Annotated in this window: 21 protein-coding genes and 1 other RNA gene; 15 read left to right on the top strand and 7 right to left on the bottom strand. The window is 67.6% G+C overall.

Annotated elements, in window-relative coordinates; genetic code table 11:
* Positions 1-130: 130 nt before the first annotated feature.
* From C556_RS20835 to C556_RS0116435, 3 genes are all read left to right on the top strand, one after another.
* Positions 131-1741 (top strand): methyl-accepting chemotaxis protein, encoded by a 1611-nt coding sequence (locus C556_RS20835; protein ID WP_018749341.1) that lies wholly within the window; start codon positions 131-133, stop codon positions 1739-1741.
* Positions 1738-2307, top strand: a complete 570-nt coding sequence (locus C556_RS0116430) for a DNA-3-methyladenine glycosylase I (protein WP_018749342.1) — start codon at positions 1738-1740, stop codon at positions 2305-2307. Before C556_RS20835 ends, C556_RS0116430 begins: the two co-directional genes overlap by 4 nt.
* A 190-nt stretch (positions 2308-2497) precedes the next feature.
* Complete coding sequence (locus C556_RS0116435; protein ID WP_026263159.1) at positions 2498-4102, top strand: methyl-accepting chemotaxis protein; 1605 nt, start codon at positions 2498-2500, stop codon at positions 4100-4102.
* Positions 4103-4214: 112 nt separating this feature from the next.
* On the opposite strand, the gene C556_RS0116440 is transcribed toward C556_RS0116435, so the two are convergent.
* Positions 4215-5207 (bottom strand): Gfo/Idh/MocA family protein, encoded by a 993-nt coding sequence (locus C556_RS0116440; RefSeq protein ID WP_169338635.1) that lies wholly within the window; start codon positions 5205-5207, stop codon positions 4215-4217.
* A 377-nt stretch (positions 5208-5584) separates the two neighbouring features.
* A complete protein-coding gene (locus tag C556_RS23205) occupies positions 5585-5890 on the bottom strand; it encodes a hypothetical protein (protein ID WP_157236230.1) in 306 nt (101 codons plus the stop codon).
* Here C556_RS23205 and C556_RS0116445 point away from each other — a divergent pair.
* Genes C556_RS0116445 through C556_RS0116455 form a run of 3 tightly spaced genes read left to right on the top strand, consistent with a single transcriptional unit; the run spans position 5889 to position 8623 of the window.
* Positions 5889-7187: a TRZ/ATZ family hydrolase gene (locus C556_RS0116445; RefSeq protein WP_018749345.1), complete on the top strand. Its 1299-nt coding sequence runs from the start codon at positions 5889-5891 to the stop codon at positions 7185-7187. The two genes, C556_RS23205 and C556_RS0116445, sit on opposite strands and share 2 nt — an antisense overlap.
* A gap of 12 nt (positions 7188-7199) precedes the next feature.
* Positions 7200-7913, top strand: a complete 714-nt coding sequence (gene ubiG / locus C556_RS0116450) for a bifunctional 2-polyprenyl-6-hydroxyphenol methylase/3-demethylubiquinol 3-O-methyltransferase UbiG (RefSeq protein WP_018749346.1) — start codon at positions 7200-7202, stop codon at positions 7911-7913.
* Positions 7914-7969: 56 nt separating this feature from the next.
* Complete coding sequence (locus tag C556_RS0116455) at positions 7970-8623, top strand: HAD family hydrolase (protein ID WP_018749347.1); 654 nt, start codon at positions 7970-7972, stop codon at positions 8621-8623.
* Between the two features lie 55 nt (positions 8624-8678).
* On the opposite strand, the gene acuI is transcribed toward C556_RS0116455, so the two are convergent.
* A complete protein-coding gene (gene acuI / locus C556_RS0116460; protein ID WP_018749348.1) occupies positions 8679-9662 on the bottom strand; it encodes an acrylyl-CoA reductase (NADPH) in 984 nt (327 codons plus the stop codon).
* 82 nt (positions 9663-9744) lie between these two features.
* Between acuI and C556_RS0116465 the strand changes: the two genes are divergently transcribed.
* The 3 genes from C556_RS0116465 (at position 9745) to ssrA (ending at position 11692) form a co-directional block, all read left to right on the top strand.
* Positions 9745-10257, top strand: a complete 513-nt coding sequence (locus tag C556_RS0116465; protein WP_018749349.1) for an acyl-CoA thioesterase — start codon at positions 9745-9747, stop codon at positions 10255-10257.
* A 247-nt stretch (positions 10258-10504) separates the two neighbouring features.
* Complete coding sequence (locus C556_RS0116470) at positions 10505-11272, top strand: substrate-binding periplasmic protein (protein ID WP_040431372.1); 768 nt, start codon at positions 10505-10507, stop codon at positions 11270-11272.
* 55 nt (positions 11273-11327) lie between these two features.
* Positions 11328-11692: a transfer-messenger RNA gene (gene ssrA / locus C556_RS22485) on the top strand.
* Positions 11693-11915: 223 nt separating this feature from the next.
* Here ssrA and C556_RS0116475 read toward each other — a convergent pair.
* The 3 genes from C556_RS0116475 to C556_RS0116485 all read right to left on the bottom strand — a co-directional run bounded on the left by C556_RS0116475 (position 11916) and on the right by C556_RS0116485 (position 14620).
* Positions 11916-12188 carry a hypothetical protein gene (locus C556_RS0116475; protein ID WP_018749351.1) on the bottom strand — a complete coding sequence of 91 codons (273 nt, stop codon included), beginning with the start codon at positions 12186-12188 and terminating at the stop codon, positions 11916-11918.
* A 338-nt stretch (positions 12189-12526) separates the two neighbouring features.
* Positions 12527-13030 (bottom strand): glycoside hydrolase family 108 protein, encoded by a 504-nt coding sequence (locus tag C556_RS0116480; RefSeq protein WP_018749352.1) that lies wholly within the window; start codon positions 13028-13030, stop codon positions 12527-12529.
* A 186-nt stretch (positions 13031-13216) separates the two neighbouring features.
* Complete coding sequence (locus C556_RS0116485) at positions 13217-14620, bottom strand: aminotransferase-like domain-containing protein (RefSeq protein WP_018749353.1); 1404 nt, start codon at positions 14618-14620, stop codon at positions 13217-13219.
* Between the two features lie 177 nt (positions 14621-14797).
* On the opposite strand from C556_RS0116485, the gene C556_RS0116490 reads away from it, so the two are divergent.
* The 6 genes from C556_RS0116490 (at position 14798) to C556_RS0116515 (ending at position 20887) form a co-directional block, all read left to right on the top strand.
* Positions 14798-15070 (top strand): 2Fe-2S iron-sulfur cluster-binding protein, encoded by a 273-nt coding sequence (locus tag C556_RS0116490; protein WP_018749354.1) that lies wholly within the window; start codon positions 14798-14800, stop codon positions 15068-15070.
* 8 nt (positions 15071-15078) lie between these two features.
* A complete protein-coding gene (locus C556_RS0116495; protein WP_018749355.1) occupies positions 15079-15834 on the top strand; it encodes an iron-containing redox enzyme family protein in 756 nt (251 codons plus the stop codon).
* 98 nt (positions 15835-15932) lie between these two features.
* Positions 15933-17180 carry an ATP-grasp domain-containing protein gene (locus C556_RS0116500; protein ID WP_018749356.1) on the top strand — a complete coding sequence of 416 codons (1248 nt, stop codon included), beginning with the start codon at positions 15933-15935 and terminating at the stop codon, positions 17178-17180.
* Positions 17177-18337, top strand: coding sequence for an ATP-grasp domain-containing protein (locus tag C556_RS20840; RefSeq protein WP_018749357.1), 1161 nt, complete (start codon positions 17177-17179; stop codon positions 18335-18337). The genes C556_RS0116500 and C556_RS20840 overlap by 4 nt, the downstream gene beginning before the upstream one ends.
* Before the next feature lie 49 nt (positions 18338-18386).
* Positions 18387-19667, top strand: coding sequence for an ATP-grasp domain-containing protein (locus C556_RS20845; protein ID WP_018749358.1), 1281 nt, complete (start codon positions 18387-18389; stop codon positions 19665-19667).
* Positions 19664-20887 carry an MFS transporter gene (locus tag C556_RS0116515; protein ID WP_018749359.1) on the top strand — a complete coding sequence of 408 codons (1224 nt, stop codon included), beginning with the start codon at positions 19664-19666 and terminating at the stop codon, positions 20885-20887. Before C556_RS20845 ends, C556_RS0116515 begins: the two co-directional genes overlap by 4 nt.
* A gap of 74 nt (positions 20888-20961) precedes the next feature.
* On the opposite strand, the gene C556_RS0116520 is transcribed toward C556_RS0116515, so the two are convergent.
* Positions 20962-21759 carry a hypothetical protein gene (locus tag C556_RS0116520; protein WP_018749360.1) on the bottom strand — a complete coding sequence of 266 codons (798 nt, stop codon included), beginning with the start codon at positions 21757-21759 and terminating at the stop codon, positions 20962-20964.
* Positions 21760-21845: the final 86 nt, after the last annotated feature.

Consider the following 21845-nt stretch of genomic DNA (forward strand, 5'->3'; position numbering starts at 1 on the left):
CCGATTCATTGGCCGAAAATGCCAATAACATAAATACCACTTACGCTGAATGACCCCACCCTACCCCACCCGAAACGGTGGGCGATGGGTTACATTGCCCACCCCCTCGCAACCTGCGGAGCTTCTTCCCATGAGCATCGTGCAACGCCTGTGGCTGTTGATCGCGCTATCCATCGTCGCCCTGTTGCTGGCCGGCGGTATCGGCATCTACCAGATCAAGCAGATCGAAGGCGTGGTCGAACGCATCAACGACGAATCGCTGGAAAGCGTGCTGATCATCAGCAGCATCGACAAGAGCTACAAGGAGTTGCGCTCCAAGATCATGGTGCAGTTGCAGGCCACCACGCCCGAGCGCAACCGCGAGCTGGACAACGAGATCACCGAGGAACAACGCAACTTCGACAGCGCGCTGGCCCGGTACGCCCAAGAGATCAACAGCCCCGAGGACCAGCAGCTCTACGATCAGCTGAAGACACAGATCGGCGCCTACCAGCCGAAGTTCAACGCGGTGCGGCAACTGGCCAACCAGGGCGATGCCGACGGCGCACGCGTGGCGCTGGACGAGAGCTACATGGCCTACCGCGCGGCCGACCAGACCTTGGACAAGCTGGTGACCGAGAACACCCGCCTGGCGCAGCAGGCCAGGGAGCAGGCCACGCGCACCGCGGTGAACGCCGAGATCACCTTCCTGGTGATCGTGCTGGGCTTCATCGTGCTGCTGTCGGCGCTGGGCTGGCTGATCGTGCGCGCCATCCGCCTGCCGCTGCTGGAAGCGATGACCGCGATCGGCGAAATCGAAAGCCGGCTGGATTTCACCCGGCGCGTGCCCGCCCGGGCGCAGGACGAGATCGGACGCATGGTCGGCAGCTTCAACCGTCTGATCGAGGCCATGCACCAGACCCTGCGCCGGGTGCGCGACAGCAGCGGCGAGCTGGCGGGCTCGTCCACCGAGATGGCCGGCAGCGCGCGCGAACTGGCCTCCGCCGCCGACGTGGCCAGCGATTCCGCCTCCAACATGGCGGCCAGCGTCGAGCAGATGACCGTCAGCATCAACCACGTGGCCGAGCGCGCTCAGGAGGCCGACCAGCGCTCCAAGCAGTCGGGCCAGCTGGCCAGCCAGGGCGGCGAGATCATCGAAGCCACCATCCGCGAGATCGACGGCATCGCCGGCACCGTACGCACCGCCGCCGACGAACTGGCCGAACTGCGTACCCGCAGTGCGGACATCAAGGCGGTGCTGGTGGTGATCAAGGAGATCGCCGACCAGACCAACCTGCTGGCCCTGAACGCCGCCATCGAGGCGGCGCGCGCCGGCGAGCAGGGGCGCGGCTTCGCCGTGGTGGCCGACGAGGTACGCAAACTGGCCGAGCGCACCGCGCAATCCACCCAGGAGATCACCCAGACCGTCGGCACCATCCAGGACGGCGCCGAGCGCGCGGTCGGCGCGATGGAACAGGTGGTGGCCCAGGTGGGACACGGCGTCGATCAAGCACGCCAGGCCGGCGACGCGATCCGCCAGATCCGCGCCGCCTCATCGGAGGTGGTGGCGTACGTGACCGAGATCAGCAACGCCATCCGCGAACAAGGCACCGCCAGCACCGCCATCGCGCAGCAGGTGGAACGCATCGCGCAGATGTCGGAGCAGACCAGCGGCACCGCCGGCGCCAGCGCCGCCTCGGCCCAGCGGCTCAACCAGTTGGCAGGCACCATGCAGCACGACGTGGCGAGGTATCAGGTATGAAGCGCTGCGCCTGGTGCGGCGACGATCCGCTGTACGTCGCCTATCACGACGAGGAATGGGGCGTGCCCTGCCGCGACGCCGACCGGCTGTTCGAACTGCTGTGCCTGGAAGGCGCGCAGGCGGGGCTGTCGTGGATCACCGTGCTGCGCAAGCGCGAGCACTACCGCCGCGCCTTCGACCGCTTCGATGCGGCGCGCATGGCCCAATACGACGACGCCAAGGTGGCCGAACTGCTGGCCGACCCCGGCATCGTCCGTAACCGCGCCAAGGTGGCGGCCTTCATCGCCAACGCCCGCGCCTACCTGGCGATGCGGGAGCGCGGCGAGGATCTGGCCGCGCTGCTGTGGTCGTTCGTCGGCGACGTCCCCCGCGTCAATCGCTGGGGCCCCGGCGAAACCCCGGCACAGACCGCCGAATCGCAGGCGATGTCCAAGGCGCTGAGCCAGCGCGGCTTCAAGTTCGTCGGCCCCACCATCTGCTACGCGCTGATGCAGGCGGCCGGCATGGTGGACGATCACCACCCCGAGTGCTGGCGCCACAGCGACCGGCGCGCCAGCCCCGATTGACCACAGGAGGGCCATTCGCTGGGTGGGCCTCGAATAATTTCCACAAAGAAATAATCAAGAAAGCACAGGGAAATTTTCAAAACCTACCGTTCGGCAACCTCAGGGAAATCATTGAGTATTAGCGGATGCGAATGTAAGGTAAAGTGCCATGGAGCGCAGTGTGCGTGATTTGAATCAAGGAAAACGCGCCATGAAGATAAGCCAGAGACTTCTCCTATTGATCGGTATTGCCATCCTGTCCCTGGTGGTGGTCGGTGCCGTTGCCTTCATCAAGTTCAGCCGGATGGAACATCAGGTCACCCGGCTGGGCAACGAAGCGGTGGCCGGGCTGGAAACCGTCTACCGCATCAACAACGCCTTCAAGGTGCAGCAACTGGTGCTGTACCAGATCGGCTCGTCGTTCGACGGCGATCTGCGCACCAAGCTGATCGCGCGCCTGAAGGACCAGGAAAAGGAACTGGCCAAGCAGGTATCGGAGTACGAAACGTCGATCGTCGACCCCGCCGACCGCGAGCTGTACCAGAAGCTGCAACCGCACCTGGCCGCTTTCGACAAGTCGTCCGCCGAGGTGCTGCAGACCGCCGAGGACTTCGGCGACGTCGCCGCCGCGTTGACCGCCACCCGCGACACGGCCATCGCCACCGAGCAGGCCCTGCAGGCGCTGGTGAACTACAAGCTGAATCTCGCCAATACCTACCGCGCCGAAGTGGACGCCGAACAACGCAGCGCCATGGCCCAGTTCGCAACCATGCTGGTGGTGGCGGTGCTGCTGCTGGCGGTGATCGGCACGCTGCTGATCCGCGCCATCCGCCGTCCGCTCGCCGAAATGCAGCGCACCGTGACCGAGATCGGCAGCACGCTGGATTTCACCCGCCGCGCCCCGGTCACCAGCCAGGACGAGATCGGCCAGACCGTCACCGCCTTCAACACGCTGATCGACCGCATGCAGGACAGCCTGCGCGAGATGGGCCATCGCATCGCCGATGTCTCCGCCTCGGCCAGCCAGCTGTCGCACACCGCCACCGGCCTGACCCGCACCGCGCACCAGGCCAGCGAGGCGTCGTCCAACATGGCGGCGACGGTGGAGGAAGTCACCGTCAGCATCAACCATGTGGCCGACCGTTCCGGCGAGGCCGACGAGCTGTCGCGCCAATCCGGCCAGCTGGCGCAGGACGGCGGCCAGGTGATCGAATCGACCGTGGCCAAGATCGACGGCATCGCCGACACCGTGCGCGGCGCGGCCGACGAGATCGTGCAATTGCAGAACAAGAGCGCCAATGTGTCGGCCGTGGTCAACGTGATCAAGGAGATCGCCGACCAGACCAACCTGCTGGCGCTGAACGCCGCCATCGAGGCGGCCCGCGCCGGCGAGCAGGGTCGCGGCTTCGCCGTGGTGGCCGACGAAGTACGCAAGCTGGCGGAGCGCACCTCGTCGTCCACGCAGGAGATCTCCGCCACCATCACCTCGATCCAGGAAGGCGCCGACATGGCGGTCGGCCGGATGCAGAACGCGGTGGCGCAGGTGGAGGAAGGCGTCGGCGAGGCGCGCGCCGCCGGCGAAGCGATCCGCCGCATCCGCGGCAGCGCCGGCGACGTGGTGGGGCGCGTGGCCGACATCACCGAGGCGATCCGCGAGCAGAGCGTGGCCAGCAACAGTATCGCGCAGGTGGTGGAAACCATCGCCCGCATGTCCGAGGAAAACAGCGCCGCCGCCAGCGATACCTCGCGCGCGGCCGAGCACTTGCAGCAGTTGGCGCGCGAGATGGAACAGACCATCAGCCGTTATCGCGTTTAGGGTGAATCGACCTTCAAACGCGGGTGCAAAGGACGATTCACCCTGGGGCACCTGCCACGGCAAAGAAAAACGGCCCACATGGGCCGTTTTTCTTTGGATGCCGGTTTGCGACTCAGTCGCCCAGGCGCACCCGCGTGCCCGGTTGCGCCAGCGTCTGGCAGATCACCCGCATGTCGCGCCAGCCCTCGGCGAAATCCGACCCGCCCTTGCCGGCGCGGATCGCCGCGGCGAAAGCGCGGAATTCCGCGGCATAACCCTGGTCGTCCGGCCTGGTTTCGCGCAGCACCCGCCCATCGCCGTGGCGCAAGGTCAGCGTGGCGCCGTCGAACTCGGCGCTGCCGCGCTCGGCCAGCAGCACCATCCGCCACTCCTGATGGCCGGCGGTCGAGAAGTACAGGTTCAGCGACGCGTGGGCGCCGTGCTCGGTCAGCAGCGCGAGGCTGCCGCCATCGTAGCGGCCCAGGAACGGATCGACGCTCGACACGTCGATCGACGCCTCGACCACCTCGCCCAGCAAGGCGCGCACCACCGCCACGTAGTGCACGCCGGCATCCAGCAGCAGGCCGCCGGGAAACGCCTGGCTGCCGCGCCAGCCGCTGACGATGTAGCGGTTGTCGTGCGTCATGGTGTCCATCGCGTGCCAGTGCAGCGCGTAGGGGCGGCCGGTGTCCTCTTCCGCCAGCCACTGGCGCAGCCGGCGCACGAACCAGGCGTGGCGGAAATTCTCGGCGACGAAGGTCACCCGCTCGGGGTGGGCGGCGGCCAGCGCCAGCATCGCCCGCGCTTCGTCGGCGTCGGTGGCGAGCGGCTTTTCCACCAGCACGTGCTTGCCGGCGGCGAGCGCGGCGCGGGTGGCTTCGAGATTGAGCGTGGCCGGCAGCACGATGTCGACGGCGTCGATATCCTCGCGCGCCAGCAGTGATTGCCAGTCGTTATACCAATCGATGCCGCCGGCCAGCGCCGCCATCGCCTGGGCCTTGTCGGCGGAGCGATTGCACACGGCCACCAGTTGCAGCGCGTCGCCCACCTGGCACAGCGCCGGCCAGTGCAGTTCGCGCGCGGCGACTCCGCAGCCGATCAGACCGAGGCGCACTACTTTTTCCATGTCGACTCCCTGTATGAATGCCGGGAATGTTACGGCCAAGTGCCCGGCGGCGGCATCGGGGACCGACCCTATCCGCCATTTGGGCAAATTTGCCATCGGCGCAATTGACCTGGCCTGAAAAGGGCCACCGGAAACCCAAAGGAATACGCACGGAAAAAGCGTGCTTCATCAATCACATGCCATGTAACGCACCGTATCGCCGATCACCGTCAACACCAGTCTGGGCACAGGTTGCAGACCGTTACACGGCGTAGCCTTCCAACCTTTGGTTTGCTTCGCAATTGTCGCTAGAATTCGCCCCGTGTTGTCGATGACAGCTAATAAGCCGCAAGGCAGCAGAGCGAATCGTCGGCCGAATTGGTTTACTACCCATCAGCTCAAAAAGGTATTTTCAAAATGAAACAATCTCTGCTCGTCGCTGCCCTGCTGGCCGTTGCCCTGTCCGCTTGCGGCAAGAAGGAAGAAGCTCCGGCTGCTTCCGCTCCGGTTGAAGCTTCGGCTCCGGTTGAAGCCTCCGCTCCGGCCGCTTCGGCTCCGGTTGCTTCCGCCCCGGCTTCGGCCCCGGCTGCTTCCGCCGCTTCCGCTGCCAAGTAATTCCAGGCATCGCGAATCCAAAAAGCCGACCGAAAGGTCGGCTTTTTGTTTTTGTATAATCGTGGCTTTCCCATTGCGGGCCAGCCCATGCATCTTCTCCTGCCTCGTTGGCTGATCGCCATCGAACCCCGCGGCGTCCTGACCGACCACGCCCTGGTCATCGACGGCGAACGCATCGTCGATCTGCTCCCCGCCCCCGCCGCCCTCGCCCGTTATCCCGAAGCCGAAGTCACCCGCCTGCCCGAGCACGCCCTGCTGCCCGGCCTGATCAACCTGCACGCGCATTCGGCGATGACGCTGCTGCGCGGCTACGGCGACGACCTGGCGCTGATGACCTGGCTGAACGACCACATCTGGCCCGCCGAAGGCAAGCACGTCTCGGACGAATTCGTCTTCGACGGCACGCTGCTGGCCATCGCCGAAATGATCGCCGGCGGCACCACCTGCGCCAACGACATGTATTTCCATCACGGCGCGGTGGCGCGTGCGGCGTTGTCCAGCGAATTCCGCATGATGGTCGGCTGCTCGATCCTGGAATTCCCCAATGCCTACGCCGCCAATGCCGATGGCTATATCCGCCGCGCGCTGGAATGCATCGACGAATTCCGCGGCGAGAACCTGGTCGGCTTCACCCTAGCGCCGCACGCGCCATATACCGTGAGCGACGACACCTTCCGCCGCGTGATCACGCTGGCGGACGAATTGCAGATCGGCATCCATTGCCATATCCACGAAACCCAGGACGAAATCGCCGGCAGCCTCAAGCAGCACGGCGTACGCCCATTGGCGCGGCTGGCCGGCCTGGGCCTGCTGGGCAATCACCTGATCGCGGCGCACATGGTGCACACCACCGACGAGGAGATCGCTCTGCTGGCGCGCCACGGCGTGCACGTGTCGCACAATCCGGCCTCCAACCTGAAGTTATCATCCGGCTTCGCCCGCATCGCCGATCAACTGGCCGCCGGCATCAATGTCGGCATCGGCACCGACGGCGCCGCCAGCAACAACAAGCTCGACCTTTTCGCAGAACTGCGGCTGGCCGCGCTGCTGGCCAAGGGCGCCAGCGGCAACCCGGAGGCGCTGCCGGCCTGGCAGGCGCTGGAAATGGCCACGCTCAACGGCGCGCGCGCCCTGGGCTGGGACGACCGCATCGGCAGCCTGCGGCCCGGCAAGCAGGCCGACGTGATCGCGGTCGACCTGTCCGCCGCCGGCACGCAGCCGTGCTACGATCCCGTCTCGCATCTCGTCTACGCGGCCGACCGCAACCAGGTCAGCCATGTGTGGATCGCCGGCCGCAATGTCTACGCCGCACACCGCCACCTGAGCCTGGATCTGGCCGACGCGCAAGCGCGCGCCCGCCGCTGGCAAAGCCGCATCTCCGCCTGAGAGCCCATTGATATGACCGAACCCGTGCTCAACGCCGACGCGGCGGAAATCGCCAAGTTTTCCGCGCTCGCCCACAAATGGTGGGACAAGGAAAGCGAATTCAAGCCGCTGCACGACATCAACCCGCTACGGCTGGATTTCATCGAACAATACGCACCGCTGACCGGCGTCCAGGCGCTGGACGTGGGCTGCGGCGGCGGCATCCTCTCCGAAGGCATGGCGCAGCGCGGCGCCCAGGTCACCGGCATCGACCTGGCCGAGAAGTCGCTGAAGATCGCCAGGCTGCATCTGATCGAAACCGGTCAGGGCAACGTGCAGTACCGCCACGTGGCCGTCGAGGCGCTGGCCGAGGAAGCACCTGAAAGCTTCGACGTGGTCACCTGCCTGGAGATGCTGGAACACGTGCCCTCGCCCGCCAGCGTGGTCGCCGCCTGCGCCCGGCTGGCCCGGCCCGGCGGCTGGGTGTTCTTCTCCACCCTGAACCGCAACGCCAAGAGCTACCTGCTGGCGGTGCTGGGCGCCGAATACGTGCTGGGCATGCTGCCGCGCGGCACCCACGACTACGCGCGCTTCCTCAAGCCGTCCGAACTGTCGCGCATGACGCGCACCGCCGGGCTCGACACCCAGGGCCTGAGCGGCCTGCACTACAACCCGGTGAGCCGCGCCTACACCCTGGGCGGCGATACCGACGTGAACTACCTGGTGGCCTGCCGCAAGCCGGATTGACCGCCCCAAGGCCGCCGCGCGGCCGCCGCCTTCGTTTTCCACGGGATCAAGCAGTCATGGTTCAAGCAGTTCTCTTCGATCTGGACGGCACGCTGGCCGATACCGCCGCCGACCTGGGCGGCGCGCTCAACCGCATGTTGCTGGAAGAGGGCCTGCCGCCGCAGCCTTACGCCGCCATCCGCCCGCTGGCCAGTCACGGCGTGCGCGGCCTGCTCGGGCTGGGTTACGGCATCACGCCGGAGCACCCGGACTTCGAGCGGTTGCGCGAGCGCTTCCTCGCCCACTACGAAACCCACCTGTGCGACGAGACCCGGCTGTTCGACGGCATCGCCCCGCTGATCGAGGCATTGGCCCAGCGCGGCCTGCCATGGGGCATCGTCACCAACAAGCCGATGCGCTTCACCGATCCACTGGTGCTGCGCCTGACCTGGCCCACCGCGCCCGGCGTGGTGGTATCGGCCGATACCGTCGGCGTCGCCAAGCCCGACCCGCGCCCGATGCGTTACGCCGCCGAAACCCTGGGCGTGGCGCCGGAGCGCTGCTGGTACGTGGGGGACGCCGAGCGCGACATCGCCGCCGGCCGCGCGGTCGGCATGAAGACCGTGCTGGCCAACTGGGGCTACATCGCCAGCACCGACCTGCCGCTCTCCTGGGGCGCCGACGTCGGCATCGACCACCCGCTGGACCTGCTGCTGCACCTGCCCAAGTAATCCGGTCCGGGCGCGACCGGCTCACGCCCCAGTTCGTGGGGAAAACCGAATCGCGCTAGCGGTTCACATCGACCACGAAACGCCCGCGGTGGCGCCCGGCCATGATGTCCTGCGCCGCCGCCAGCGCCTGAGCCAGGCCGATCTCGGTCACGATCTGCTCCAACCCGGCCACATCCAGATCCCGCCCCAGCCGTTGCCACGCCTGACGGCGGCGCGCCAGCGGCGCGTAGACGCTGTCGATACCGTACAACGTCACGCCGCGCAGGATGAATGGCGCCACCGTGGCCGGAAAATCCATGCCCTGTGCCAGACCGCACGCCGCCACCGCTCCGCCGTAACGCACCTGGGCGCAGGCATTGGCCAGCGTATGGCTGCCGGCGGTGTCGATCACCGCCGCCCAGCGCTCCTTCTGCAACGGCTTGCCGGGTACGCCGAATTCGGCGCGCTCCAGTACCTCGCGCGCGCCCAGGATCTGCAGGTAGGCGCCGGCATCGGCCTTGCCGGTAAGCGCCACCACTTCGTAGCCCAGGCCCGCCAGCAGCATGACCGCGACCGAGCCGACGCCGCCGGTGGCGCCGGTGACCAGCACGGGGCCGTCCACCGGCGTCACGCCGTGTTGTTCCAGCGCCTGCACGCACAGCATCGCGGTATAGCCGGCGGTGCCCACCGCCATCGCCTGTCGGGTGGTGAAGCCCTGCGGCAGCTTCACCAGCCAGTCGCCCTTCAGCCGCGCCTTCTGCGCCAGGCAGCCCCAGTGCAGTTCGCCGACGCCCCAGCCGTTGAGCACCACCAGGTCGCCGGGGCGAAACTCGGGATGGTTCGATTCGAGCACCTCGCCGGCGCCGTCCACCCCCGGCACCATCGGCCAGGCGCGCACCACCGGGCCACGGTCGGCGATGGCCAGCGCGTCCTTGTAGTTGAGCGTGGAGTAATGCACCCCCAGCAGCACGTCGCCTTCGGGCAACGCCACCTCGTCCAGCTCGGTCACGCGCGCGTCGAAACAGCCGTCTTCCCGGCGCAGCAGAATCGTTCGGAACATGGGGCCTCCAAAATGAGAATTTGACGCATCGGCAAGCAAACAGGATAACGATAATCCTCATCCCCCGACGCTGGCGATTGCCTTGAACCTGTACTTGCGCCTGATCTGGCTATTGCTCACCGCCCGCCGCCGCCCACCCTGCTCGCTGCTCGGCCCATGCGTCACCCGCCTGCGCGTCTGGCCCAACGACCTGGACCTGTACCGCCACGTGAACAACGGCCGCTATTTCACTCTGCTGGATCTGGCGCGCACCGACCTGATGCTGCGCAGCGGGCTGGCCCAACGCGTCAAGGCCGCCGGCTGGTTTCCGGTGGTGACGCTGGCCAGCATGCGCTTTCGCCGCGCGCTGACCTTGTTCCAGCCGTTCGACATCCACACCGAGGTGATCGGCTGGGACGACAAATCGGCGTTCCTGGCGCAACGCTTCGTCGCCAACGGCGAAACCGCCGCCTCGGCCGTCATCCGGGTGCGCTTCCTGCGACGCAGCGGCGGCTCGGTATCCTCGGCGGAACTGCTGGCGCTGGCCGGGCACACCACGCCATCGCCACCGCTGCCCGACTGGGTGGTGCGGTGGGCCGACGCCCAGCAGGACTGACACCCGGCCCCCAGGCCGGAAGGCTCGCCTGAAGACACAAGCGCTTGGCGGATACGAGCGCCCGCCAGCCACCGTCCGCCCACGACACCACCACCACCAAGAACCATCGCTTCCGGGACACGACGAGAACTTCCCCTCCATCTGCAACTCTGTTGCTGGTACGCCCCCGCAACACGACACTCGCCACCATCGACGACAAATTGGGAAAAGTTCAAGATACCCTTGGCATAAAACAAGTGGCCTCATCATGAAAACAATTGCCGCATTCCTCCTCGCCTGCGCCCTGCCCACCCTCGCCTGGTCCGCCTGCAGCAAACCGATGAGCGTCGCCGTCGAGGATTGGCCACCCTACTCGCAGATCGATGCCCAGGGCAGGCCAGCCGGACTCGACATCGAGCTGCTGCAGGCGATCTTCCGCGAGGCCGGCTGCACCCTGGTCTTTCACCAGGACATCCCGCGCCAACGACGGCACCTGATGCACAAGGAAGGCCAGCTCGACGTGCTGTTCGCCGCGTCGCCCACGCCGGAACGCCAGCGCTACAGCTGGTTCACCGTCGCCTATCGCCCCGAGACCATCGGCCTGTTCGCCCGCGCCGACGACGCGGCCCGCTTCGCCGGCATCCGCTCCTTCAGCGACGTGCTGTCCCGGCGCATCGGCCTGCTCGCGCCCAATAGCGGCTGGTACGGCGACGACTACGGGCGCTATCTGGCCGACATGAAGGCCAGCGGCCTGGTCCAGCACTTCGAGACCTTCGACCAGGGCATCCGCATGCTCAAGGCCAACCGGGCCGACCTGATCCTCGGCGACGTCGGCGCCATCGTCTACGAGGCGCAGCGCGTGGTGCGCACGCCGGTGAAGCAGTTGGGCTTCGTTCCCAACCAGGCGCCGGTGCACCTGATGCTGAGCAAGGCCAGCGTGAGCGAAGCCGACCTGCGCACCGTCGACGCGGCGATCCGCCGCCTGGAAGCCAACGGCACGCTGAAGCGCCTGCGCGCCCGCTACGGCCTGAACTGATCCCGGCCTGCTGTCGCCACGCGAGGCCATTCGGGGGTACAATGAAGCTTCATCTGGGGCCGCCATGGTTTCGACGGGGGTTGCAAAGCGGATGAGGGCATGCCGGGATCTCAGTCACCCCGTAAAACGCTGAATCGTAATAGTCGCAAACGACGAAACTTACGCTCTGGCTGCTTAACCAGCCGGACGCTGCACCGATCTTCTGATGGGTCGGGCGGGGTAAAACCCGCAGCAGCGTCATTTCACATCAGATCGCTCCCGGCCGGGTGACTTGGCTGGGGGTTAAATCCAAGGTCACTCGCCTGTTGCAAGCCTGCCGGTCGGCGTGCACCAGGTTAAAACCCAGTTGACCAGGCTAAGCATGTAGAACTCTTCGTGGAGGACTTTCGGACGCGGGTTCGACTCCCGCCGGCTCCACCAGACAAGCAGTCACAGGATGTCCCATCCTGTCTCACAAGCCCCGAGAAACCCAGGTTTCCGGGGCTTTTTCATGGCTTGCTCCGCCTCCGGCGATTGCCAGGAGGCGGCTCGACTTGTCCGGTCTGCGTTCTGGCTCCCCGCCTCCTTCCAAGGCGCCTCCAACACAAAAACCCCCACAACCGTCAGGCCGCGGGGGTTGCATCGTGGCGTAGCGCCAGGCCGGTTACGGCCTGTCGGGGTCGCGATGGCTGTATGGCAGATCGTCGTCGCGCACCGGCACCTTGGCATACACCGGCACGGCCAGGTCGAACAGCACCGAGCACAGCGCGGCGAAAGCCACCACCACCAGGACGGCGAAGACGAAAGACTCCCAGATCACGCCCCGACCGCCGCTGGCGGGAAACAGGATGGGCGCGGCGCTGAGCAGGCCGGCCGCCAGGGCCGTGGTGGCCATGCCGATCGCCAGCCGCAGTTTGGGACCGATTAACCAGACCATGTGCATTCCTTTCCAGGCCCGCGAAGACAAAAACACCGCGATCGCGCCAACGCGATCGAGTGGATGCGAGGGGGCCGTCAACTCGCCAGGCCAGTGTTCCGGCCGGCGAAAAACGTGAATATTGGAAAAGTCTGCATGCGCAGTGCGTTCGCGAACTGAACGCCAATGGTTTGCGCCCGATCAGAAAAACACATCACCGGAATGCCTTGGGCTTGCAATGCAGGTGCGCCGGGCGCGGGCACAGCCACGGGCTTCCGCCCGTGCTATGCGAATCGCCCCCAAACGGGCGCAATCCAGCCGCCGGACACGCACCCCGCCCTTCCCGCGGCTCGACCCACTCAGGCGTCGTCGGCGCCGTATTTCAGGTTGGCGGCAACCCGGTTGACCCAGCCCTTGCCGAAGGTCTGGAAGGTGGATAGCTGGGTGTAGAACGTCAGCCGTTCGGTGTTGAAGCGCAGCACCACGTCCGAAGGGCTCAGCGCGCGGATCGCGTCCATGGTCTTACTGCCGATGATGCCGTCGTCGGCCACGCCCACCGCGCGTTGCAGAAAGCGCGTGCCATTCGAGATGCCATGGTTGACCGCGGCGTCGAACAATTGGAAGGCGATGGCGCCCGGCAGTCGTTCGCACTTGGCCTTGTCCCAGTAGGCCGTCTTGTAGATGCGCTTGGCCTGTTCGCGGCTCAGCGCCTTCATCGGGCCGGTATAGCCGTTCTCCACGGCCACCCGCTTGGTCACGCCCCAGTTGGTTTCGCCGCCCGGGTCCTTGGGGTTGTTCACATAGCCGCCTTCATGGCCGATCAGCCGGTCGAAGGCCTGGTCGAAGGTGATGGTTTTGCTCATGGGTAGTCTGCCTTTGCGCCGCGCGCCCGGATCGAACTCGGATGGCGCCCCGGTTTCCCGTTGGCATCCACCCCTGTCAATGTTGGTTTAGCTCGTCCGACATGATGCCATCATCATGAATCCGCCGGTCGGCGGCGACAAAACAACCCTCGGTCCTGCGTAACCCCGCTCGATTGCCGAATCCCGCTACGCCATGTCGTCCAGCGCGCGCAGCAGGTGCTGCCGCACCGTGTCGTCGTCGCTGTAGGCCACGTTGAAGCGCATGAAGCGACGCGCATCGGGCGCGCGGCTGAGCAGGCTGCCGGGCGCCAGCACCAGGCCGTGTCGCAGGCCCGCGCGCGCCAGCGCTTCGCTGTCGATGCCGTCGGGCAGGCGCGCCCAGTGGAACATACCGCCTTCGCCAGCGAACGGCAGGGTACAGCCGGCCGCCAGCAGCCATTGCGCCACGCGCCCGCCCGACTCCAGCAGACGGTGCACGATGCGTTTGCAGTGCCGACCGTAGCTGCCGTCCACCAGCATGCGGTAGACGATCTGTTCCAACAGCTCGCAGGTCACGCCGCCGCTCATCAGCTTCAGGTGGGTCAGCGCGGCGGCCAGGCGCGGCGACGCCGCGACATAGCTCACCCGCGCGTTGGCGGTGAGTATCTTGGAGAACCCCGAGACGTAGCTCACCTGTTCCACCCCGGCCAGCGCCGCCAGGCGTGGCGGCGGCTTGTCGTGCAGGTCGCCGTAGAGATCGTCCTCGATCACGTGGCAGCCGTATTGCCGCGCCAGTTGCAGCAGACGGAACGCCTGCGCCGGCAGGAACGAGCGCCCGGTCGGGTTGTGCAGCAGCCCCGAGGTCAGGTACACGCAGGGCCGGTGCGTGTGGAGCATCTGCTCCAACGCGGCCAGATCCGGTCCCTCCGGCCCGCGCGCCACGGTCACCACCCGCGCTCCGTGCAGCGTGAGATTGCTGTGGAAATTGAAATAACAGGGGTCGTCCAGCAATACGGTGTCGCCCGGGCTGAGCAGCAGCCGCAGCAGCATGTCCACCGCCTGCATGGTGTTGGCGGTGGTGACGATCTGCTCGGCCGGCACCACCAGCCCCTGGCAGGCCAGCTTCTCCTGCAACGCCTGGCGCAGCGGCAGGTAGCCGCTGGCGACGCCGTATTCGGCCAGCCGCAGCAGTGGCGCGCGCACCGTCTGCCGCATCGCCTGCCGCAGCGCGTCCGAATCGAGCCACGACTCGGGCAGGAAGCCGCAGCCGGGACGCAACTCGTCGCCCGGCGAGATCAGCATGCGCCGCAGCACGCTGAGAAAGTCCTGCGGCAGCAGGTCGTTGAGCGCGCCGGCCGGGCCGCTGGGCCCGCGCGCGGCGACGAAATAGCCGCGCCCCTGGCGCGACACGATCAGGTTGCGGCCGCGCAGGCGGTCCAGCGCGTCGATCACGGTGAACTTGCTTACCCCCAGCGTCTGCGTCAACTCGCGCAGCGACGGCAGCTTGGTGCCCGGGGGCAAGGTGCCGTCGGCGATGGCCTTGGCCAGCCGGTCGGCGATCTGTTGAACCTTGGGGATGCCGGTCTCGAAAGCTATCTCGGATACGTGCAAATTCTGCCTCCAACTTTACTGGTAATCGTACCGGTAAAGTCAGGCAATTTTGCTGAGCCATTTATCTGCCCGCCAGACGCCCAGCCCCCTACCCTTGCGCTCGCCTGTTGCGGGCCGTCCCCCTTCGCGCCGACGCCGCATCCCGCCGGGCATTCGCACGTTTGGAGACCCCAGCCCATGCCCATCCTCAGGTTCGTCAACACCGGCACCGAGGTCGAATTCAGCGACAGCGTGGCGCTGATCGAAATGGAAGACCACATCATGTTCGGCTGCAAATCCGGCAATTGCGGCACCTGTGCGGTGCGCATCGTCAGTGGCGCCGAAAACCTGTCCGCCAGGACCGACCGGGAACACCGCCTGTTCGAACTGACCGGAGAAACCGACCCCGCGCTGCGCCTCGCCTGCCAATGCAGAGCCTTCGGCGACGCCGTGCTGTTTGAAATCAACTAGGAGCCTTCATGGAACACCGCAATCGCATCACCGACCGTTCGCTGATCCGCAGCAAGCCCTTCCTGGACAAGGAAGCCAGCGCCCACGCCAAGCGCGAGATCGACACGTTTCTCGACGGCAAGATCGACGAATGGAACCGCACCGTACCGTACGCCCGCCACTTCGAGGGCAAGCAGGTGCACATGCCTTACTACCGCCAGTCGCTGATCGAGCACTGCTGGCGCATCCGTCTGATGCGCAGCGCCCAGGCCAACGCGTTGCACCGCATCACCAAGCTGCACGCCGAGGCGGCCAAGCTGTACGCCGCCTACCAGGACGAGGAAATGCTGCACGACATGCTGTTCATGCAGGATGCCGAGCGCATCGGCGTGGCGCGCGAGGAGATCTACGCCACCGAGCCCAGCTTCTACACCCGCCTGCTCGCCGGCTACCTGTACTTCGTCGCCGAACACGAAAAGCCGCTGGGCGTGATCTGCTACAGCTACCTGGTCGAGTACACCACCCAGAAGATCACCCCCAAGCAGATCAAGGCGATGGGCGAATCGCTGGGCAAGGACCACATCCGCGGTCAGGCTGCCCACCTGAACACCGACCTGGTCGAAGACCACACCCAGGACATGTGGGACATCCTCAGCCTGCTGATCGACAACGAGCAGGATCTCGCCGACGTGAAGCGCTACCTGGCCGAGATCCAGGATCTGCTGAAGATGTTCTTCGAAGACATGTACCGCCTGCACGGCGCCGACGAAGCACAGGCCGCCTGAGCATCCGCCAAGCCATGCCCCGCCGGCCGCGGTGGGGCCGCGCGCCTGTTGTGAGCAAGCAGCCCGCCGTCGCCCGGCGGGCATCGAGGGTGAACACGATGAAACAGGGATTCTTGATTCTGTCGCACCAGGGCCTGTCCATGGTGCCGCCGCTCGCCGCCGAGCTGGCCCGCCGCGGCTATGCGGTCTGCGTGCTGTCGTCCACCTCCGCGCGCGGTCTGGTGCCCGACTGGGGCGCGCAGGTGACGCATGCCGCCTTCGCCGACGGCCACGCGCTGGACTGGGCGCAGGTGTCGGCGCACCTGGATGCGTTGTCCGGCCGGTTCCGGCTGGTCGGCTGCATCTCGGTATGGGACGGCTATCGCGACCTGATGGCGCGCGCCAACCGCCGCCTGGGCGCCTGCGATGTGGCGCCGGAAGCCATCGAGTCGCTGCGCGACAAACTGACGATGCGCGATACGCTGCGCCGCCACGGCCTGACCCGCAAGACCGCGCAGGTGCTCACCGCCGAGCGCTTCGCCGCGCTGGCCGACCGCTCGCGCCACTTCATCAAGCCGCGCACCGGCCTCGCCAGCTTCGGCACCTTCCGCGCCGACCGCCTGGCGCACTACGACGAACTGGCCGCGCTGTGGCGCCGCGCCTGCGACGACGCGGCCTACTGCGGCATCTTCGGCGGCGAGCCGGCCTTTATCGTCGAGGACCTGATCCGCGGCCCCGAATGCAGTTTCGAGGTCAGCGTGGAACGCGGCTGCATCACCGTGCACGCCGTGCACGAAAAGGTGGATCTGCAATCGCACGGCCGCACCACGCTGGAGAACGCCTGCACCTGCCCGCCACTGTCGCTGCCGCCCGAGGCGCTGGCGAGCGGCCCAGAATTCGTCGCCCGCTGCCTGGGCGCCTTCGGCATCGACAGCGGCGTCTACCACATCGAGGCGCGCCACCACCCCGAGGACGGCTGGGAAATCATCGAGATCAACCCGCGCATCGGCGGCGCCTACATCGTCGACAGCACGCAACTGCATTGCGGCGTCGATCTGCTGGCGCGCTGGATCGACCTCCTCACCGGCCGCATCGCCACCCCGGCGCCCAACGAGCGGCGCCACACCTTCTTCCGCGTGTTCTTCGGCGAAGGCGGCCGCACCGTGCGCCGGCTGAGCCGCCGCGACACCGGCCAGCCCGCGCTGCGCGACAAGTTGTTCGTCGCCGAGGGCGAACGGCTGCCGCAGGTGGAGCGGGAGATCTTCGTCGGCCAGGCGCTGTGGGACATCACCGCGCTGTCCAGCGCCGAGCGCGCGCACTTCGTGGTCGCCAGCCAGGACCACTTCGCCATCGAGTATCACGCATGAACATCGTCATCCTGCACCGCATTCCCTACGCCAAGGTGCGCTACGACCTCGCGATCGACCACGCGGCGCACCACGTCACCTATCTGTGCCTGGACGCCACCGCCGCCGCAGAACTGCCCGGCGACGCCGACTTCCACCTGCTGGAGGCCGAGCGCTTCGACGCCGACGCGCTGGCGACCACGCTGGCGCCGCTGTGGGCGCGCACCGACCGGCTGATCGCCCGCTCGGAATACGACCTGCTGGCCGCCGCCCGCCTGCGCGAACGCTTCGACATTCCCGGCGAGCGCCCCGACGCCATCCTGCCCCTGCGCGACAAATGGCTGATGCGCGAATGCTGCCGCGCCACCGGCATCCGCCAGCCCGAACACTGGGACGCCGCCGCGTTCCGCGCCCTGCCGCCCGATGCGCGCCGCTACCTGGCCAAGCCCCGGCTGGAGGCTTCCAGCACCGGCATCGTCGCCGGCACGCGCGACGAGATCCTGGCCCGGCTGGTCGAGAGCGGCGACGAGCTGTTCGTCGAGGCGTTCGTGCCCGGCGCCATCTTCCACGTCGATGGCTTCCTGGCCGACGGCGACATCGTCAGCGCCGTGACCAGCGTCTACGTCGGCGACTGCCTCAACTACGCCCACGGCGCACCGCTGGGTTCCGCCCAATGCCCGACCGACAGCGCCGCGCTGGCGCTGGCCCAACGCACGCTGGCCGCGCTGGGACAGCGCGACGGCAGCTTCCATTTCGAAGGCATCCGCGATGCCGACGGCCACGACTGGTTCCTGGAGACCGCCGCCCGCGTCGGCGGCGCCGGCGTGGCCGAAACCTTCGAGCTGAAGACCGGCATCAACCTCTACCAGGCCGACCTGCACTACCAGTTGCACGGCAACGCGCCGGCGCTGCAACCGCGCGAGCACGACCATTACTTCGGCTGGTTCGTCTATCCCGGCCATCGCTACCACGGGCCGTTGCAGGTGGATTTCGACGCCGCGCGCTGGCAGGGCACGCTGCGCTCCTACCAGCGCAACACCCGCCCGCGCGACGCGCACGGCATCAGCTACACCCCCGGCGCCTCGCCGCTGTCCGGCGTGGTGCAAGGCAGCGCGGACGCGGTACGCCACGCGCTGCTGCGCATCTTCGAGGAAACCCGGGTCAGCCAGACCGCCTGAGCGCCTGTTCAAAGGCTTCCTGCGCTCGCCCCGGACACCAAGGACCCCCATGAAACACTGCCTGATCGTCGTCGGCTACAACAATGTCCGCATCTACGACATCGCCAAGCTGCGCGCCATCGCCCACCGCCGCGGCCTGCACCTGCTGCTGCTGACTGAGCACCCCCAACCGCAGGACTACGACGCCGCCGACGGGGTGCTGGCGGTATCGCTGGACGCCGCCGCGCTGGACAGCGCGCGCGCCGTGGTGCGCATCGAACTGACGCAACGCGGGCTGCGCCCGCTGGGCATCCTGCCGTTCTCCGATCGCGGCATCCTGCTCGGCGCCGCGCTGGCCGGCGAGCACGGCCTGCCCGGCCCCGCCGCCGACGCCGCTCGCGCGGGGCTGGACAAGCGCGTGTTCCGCGCGCTGGACCACAGCCATCCGGAACGGCCCGCCGGCTACCGGCCGGTGTCCAGCACCCAGGTGGACAGCCTGGACGCCTTGCAGGCCGCCGTGGCCGCACTCGGCGGCAAGGCGTTCGTCAAACCGGCCAGCGAAGGCAACAGCCGCGGCTGCCAGGCAGTGCAGCACAGCGGCGCCTGCGGCGCGGTATGGCAGGCGCTGGCGCCGTACCGCCACGGCGGCGTCATCGTCGAGACGCTGATCGAGCACGCGCGCGAATACAGTTGGGATTACGTCGCCGGGCAAAGCTGGATCACCGAGAAGCACACCACGCAGGACGAATTCCGCGCCGAGTTCCAGCAGATCGTGCCCGCGCCGCTGAGCGAGGCGGACGCCGCGCGCATCGACGCCGCCGGCCGCCACATGCGCGCGCTGGTGTCCGAGGACCACGGCGTCTACCACAACGAGATCTTCCACCGCGACGGCACCACCTGGGCGGTCGAGACCAATATGCGGCCGGCCGGCATGCATATCTGGGACCTGGCCCGGCTGGCCTTCCCCGGCTTCGAGCCGTGGGAGGAATGGGTGAGCTGGGCGCTGGACGGCGCACACCGCGCCGCGCCGCCACGCCAGGCCGGCCACGCCGGCATCCGCATGCTGCGCGCCCCCGCTGACGGCGTATTGCTGGCCGCGCCGGACATCCCCATGCTGGCGCACGCGCTGGGCATCCCGCTGGAGCAGGCCGGCTACGGCAAGCGGCCGGGCGACGCCGTCAGCGCCACGGCGCGCGACAACGCGGCCTTCGTCGGCCATATCGTGCTGCGCGCCGACGACTACGCCACCCTGCGCGCCCGGCTGGACATGCTGGCCGACGCCATCGAGGCCCGGCTGCGGGTGGCGCCGCACGCCACCACCGCGCCCCAGCCCGCCGCGGCGCTGCCATGAACCGCGCCCGCATCGCGTTGTTCCTGGCCTCGCGCGCCGCCTCCACCCTGGGCGACCAGATGCTGATGTTCGCGGTGCCGCTGATCGTCTATCGCGCCACCGGCAGCGTATCCATGTCCGGGCTGGCCTTCCTCTGCGAATGGCTGCCGCGGGTGATCTCGCTGCCGCTGGCCGGCGTGCTGGCCGACCGCGTGGGCGGCGCGCGCGTCTACGTGGTGGCCGACAGCGTGCGCGCCGTGGCCTGCCTGCTCGCGGCGTGGACGCTGACGCTGGCACCGCAGCAGGCGTTCGCCGTCACCGCGCTGCTGATGGCGCTGTGCGCGTTCTGTTACGCCCAGGCCTTCATCGCGCTGGAAGCCACCGTGCCGTTGCTGGTGAGCAAGGCCGACATGCCCAAGGCCCAGAGCACTTTGCAGGGCATCAACTACGGCGCCGGCGTGGCCGGACCGGCGCTGGCCGGCGTGCTGATGCTGTGGCTGGCGCCGGCGCAACTGCTGTGGGCCGCCGCCGTGGTGTTTGCCCTGAGCGCCTGCGGCGTGCGCGCGCTGCGCGCCGCCAGGCGGATCGATACCGAAGCGCGGCGCGAAAGCGTCCTGGCCGGCCTGGCCACCGGCTGGCGCGTGCTGCGCGACACGCCGCTGCTGGTGGCGCTGGTCGGGCTGTCGCTGGCGGTGAACCTGGTGGTCGGCCTGGCGCTGGCCACCGGCGCGGCCATCACCGTCGGCCGGTTCGGCCTGCCGGACCAGGCCTACGCCAGCCTCCAGATGTCGGTGGGCGTGCTGTCGATCGCCAGCTTCCTGCTGGTGCCGTGGCTGCTGCGACGCTGCTCGGTGTATCGCCTGGGCGTGTTCGCCTTCGTGGTGATCGCGCTGGGCGGGCTGGTGATGGGGCTGGCGCACAGTTATCCGGTGTTCGTCGCCGGCTACGCGCTGAGCTTTGCGCTGTGCGGCCTGTTCAACGTGTTCATCCGCACCGAGCGGCTGCACTGGATTCCGCAGGCGCAACTGGGCCGCGCCATCGGCCTGATCGTGCTGCTGAACCAGTTGAGCCTGCCCTTGGCCGGGCTGCTGGTCAGCGTGGTGGGCGATCGCGTGCCGGTGCAGCAGCTCTACCTGGCGGTGGCGACGGTGGCGCTCGTCACCTTCGTGGTGCTGCGGCGCTTCCTGCAACGCCATTCGCGCACCGCGCTGCCGCCGGACCTGGCGCCCAAGGCCGCGTAACCGCAGGCAGCCCTCGCCGCCCCAACAGCAAAACACCGCGCCAAGGCGCGGTGTTTTCGTTCAAGGCCGGACGATCAGGAAGGACGCTTGACCGCGCGGAAGATCACCCCGTTGGTGCGGCTGCTGTTGGGCGCCATGCCCAGCAGTTGCCCGCCGGTGGCCTGGTACAGCGACACGCCGGTGAAGGTCTGGCCGGCGGCCACGCACGGCGACGCGCCGAAGGTGACGCTGAGCGCGTAGTAGTTATGGTCCGCGTTGGGCGTCAGCGTGCCGCTGAAGGTGCAGTTGTTCGGATCGACGCCCGCCACCTTGCCGTCGGTGCCCACCGTGAACACCACCAGTTCGGTGCCGCCCGGGCTGCTGGCGACGCCATCGTAGGTGCCGGTCACCGCGCTCAGCGACGGCGTGTTGTCGTAGGCGGTGTCGTAGTTGGCGCTGAAGGTCACCTGGTCGCCGTTCTGGCCGTAGGTGAGATTGCCCGAGATGGTGCTCTGGACGGTGTAGCTGCCGGCCAGCACCGCCGGGCTGATGGTATCCAGCTCGATGTTGTAGTCGACGCCGTTGTTGGAAGCGAGCGTACCGTCGCTGGCGGAGAGCACGCCTTCGATGCCGCCGCCGAGCACGGTGGACGACAGCTTGGTGGTGTACCACGCGTAGTACTGGCCGCTCGGCACGATCAGGGTGACCAGTTGGCGGCTGTCGGACGTGGAGCCGTTGTAGATCCCCTGGGCCTCCACCGGCGTCGGCACGGTGGTCGGAGTGGGCGACGGGATGGACGGACCGCCGTTGTCCACCGAGCCATTGCAGCTGATCAATCCCACCGAGAACACTGAAGCCAGGGCCAGCGTGATCGAAGCGGCTTTGAAGTTCATGAAATTCTCCTGATGCGAGTGATTATGTATATAGGCGCGGCCGACAAAACCCGGCGCAGCGATGCTGGCAGGAAGCGCGAACGTAG

Origin of the sequence: Chitiniphilus shinanonensis DSM 23277, from assembly GCF_000374805.1 — a bacterium.
GTDB lineage: Bacteria > Pseudomonadota > Gammaproteobacteria > Burkholderiales > Chitinibacteraceae > Chitiniphilus > Chitiniphilus shinanonensis.

What these genes read in the sequence shown, in the direction of transcription:
- C556_RS0116440 (WP_169338635.1), bottom strand. Translation starts at nt 5,207, where the DNA reads ATGGAAAAAGTAGTGCGCCTCGGTCTGATCGGCTGCGGAGTCGCCGCG.
- C556_RS0116445 (WP_018749345.1), top strand. Translation starts at nt 5,889, where the DNA reads ATGCATCTTCTCCTGCCTCGTTGGCTGATCGCCATCGAACCCCGCGGC.
- C556_RS0116455 (WP_018749347.1), top strand. Translation starts at nt 7,970, where the DNA reads ATGGTTCAAGCAGTTCTCTTCGATCTGGACGGCACGCTGGCCGATACC.
- C556_RS0116430 (WP_018749342.1), top strand. Translation starts at nt 1,738, where the DNA reads ATGAAGCGCTGCGCCTGGTGCGGCGACGATCCGCTGTACGTCGCCTAT.
- C556_RS0116515 (WP_018749359.1), top strand. Translation starts at nt 19,664, where the DNA reads ATGAACCGCGCCCGCATCGCGTTGTTCCTGGCCTCGCGCGCCGCCTCC.
- ubiG (WP_018749346.1), top strand. Translation starts at nt 7,200, where the DNA reads ATGACCGAACCCGTGCTCAACGCCGACGCGGCGGAAATCGCCAAGTTT.
- C556_RS20835 (WP_018749341.1), top strand. Translation starts at nt 131, where the DNA reads ATGAGCATCGTGCAACGCCTGTGGCTGTTGATCGCGCTATCCATCGTC.
- C556_RS23205 (WP_157236230.1), bottom strand. Translation starts at nt 5,890, where the DNA reads ATGGGCTGGCCCGCAATGGGAAAGCCACGATTATACAAAAACAAAAAG.
- C556_RS0116495 (WP_018749355.1), top strand. Translation starts at nt 15,079, where the DNA reads ATGGAACACCGCAATCGCATCACCGACCGTTCGCTGATCCGCAGCAAG.
- C556_RS20840 (WP_018749357.1), top strand. Translation starts at nt 17,177, where the DNA reads ATGAACATCGTCATCCTGCACCGCATTCCCTACGCCAAGGTGCGCTAC.
- acuI (WP_018749348.1), bottom strand. Translation starts at nt 9,662, where the DNA reads ATGTTCCGAACGATTCTGCTGCGCCGGGAAGACGGCTGTTTCGACGCG.
- C556_RS0116520 (WP_018749360.1), bottom strand. Translation starts at nt 21,759, where the DNA reads ATGAACTTCAAAGCCGCTTCGATCACGCTGGCCCTGGCTTCAGTGTTC.
- C556_RS0116435 (WP_026263159.1), top strand. Translation starts at nt 2,498, where the DNA reads ATGAAGATAAGCCAGAGACTTCTCCTATTGATCGGTATTGCCATCCTG.
- C556_RS20845 (WP_018749358.1), top strand. Translation starts at nt 18,387, where the DNA reads ATGAAACACTGCCTGATCGTCGTCGGCTACAACAATGTCCGCATCTAC.
- C556_RS0116470 (WP_040431372.1), top strand. Translation starts at nt 10,505, where the DNA reads ATGAAAACAATTGCCGCATTCCTCCTCGCCTGCGCCCTGCCCACCCTC.
- C556_RS0116475 (WP_018749351.1), bottom strand. Translation starts at nt 12,188, where the DNA reads ATGGTCTGGTTAATCGGTCCCAAACTGCGGCTGGCGATCGGCATGGCC.
- C556_RS0116500 (WP_018749356.1), top strand. Translation starts at nt 15,933, where the DNA reads ATGAAACAGGGATTCTTGATTCTGTCGCACCAGGGCCTGTCCATGGTG.
- C556_RS0116480 (WP_018749352.1), bottom strand. Translation starts at nt 13,030, where the DNA reads ATGAGCAAAACCATCACCTTCGACCAGGCCTTCGACCGGCTGATCGGC.
- C556_RS0116490 (WP_018749354.1), top strand. Translation starts at nt 14,798, where the DNA reads ATGCCCATCCTCAGGTTCGTCAACACCGGCACCGAGGTCGAATTCAGC.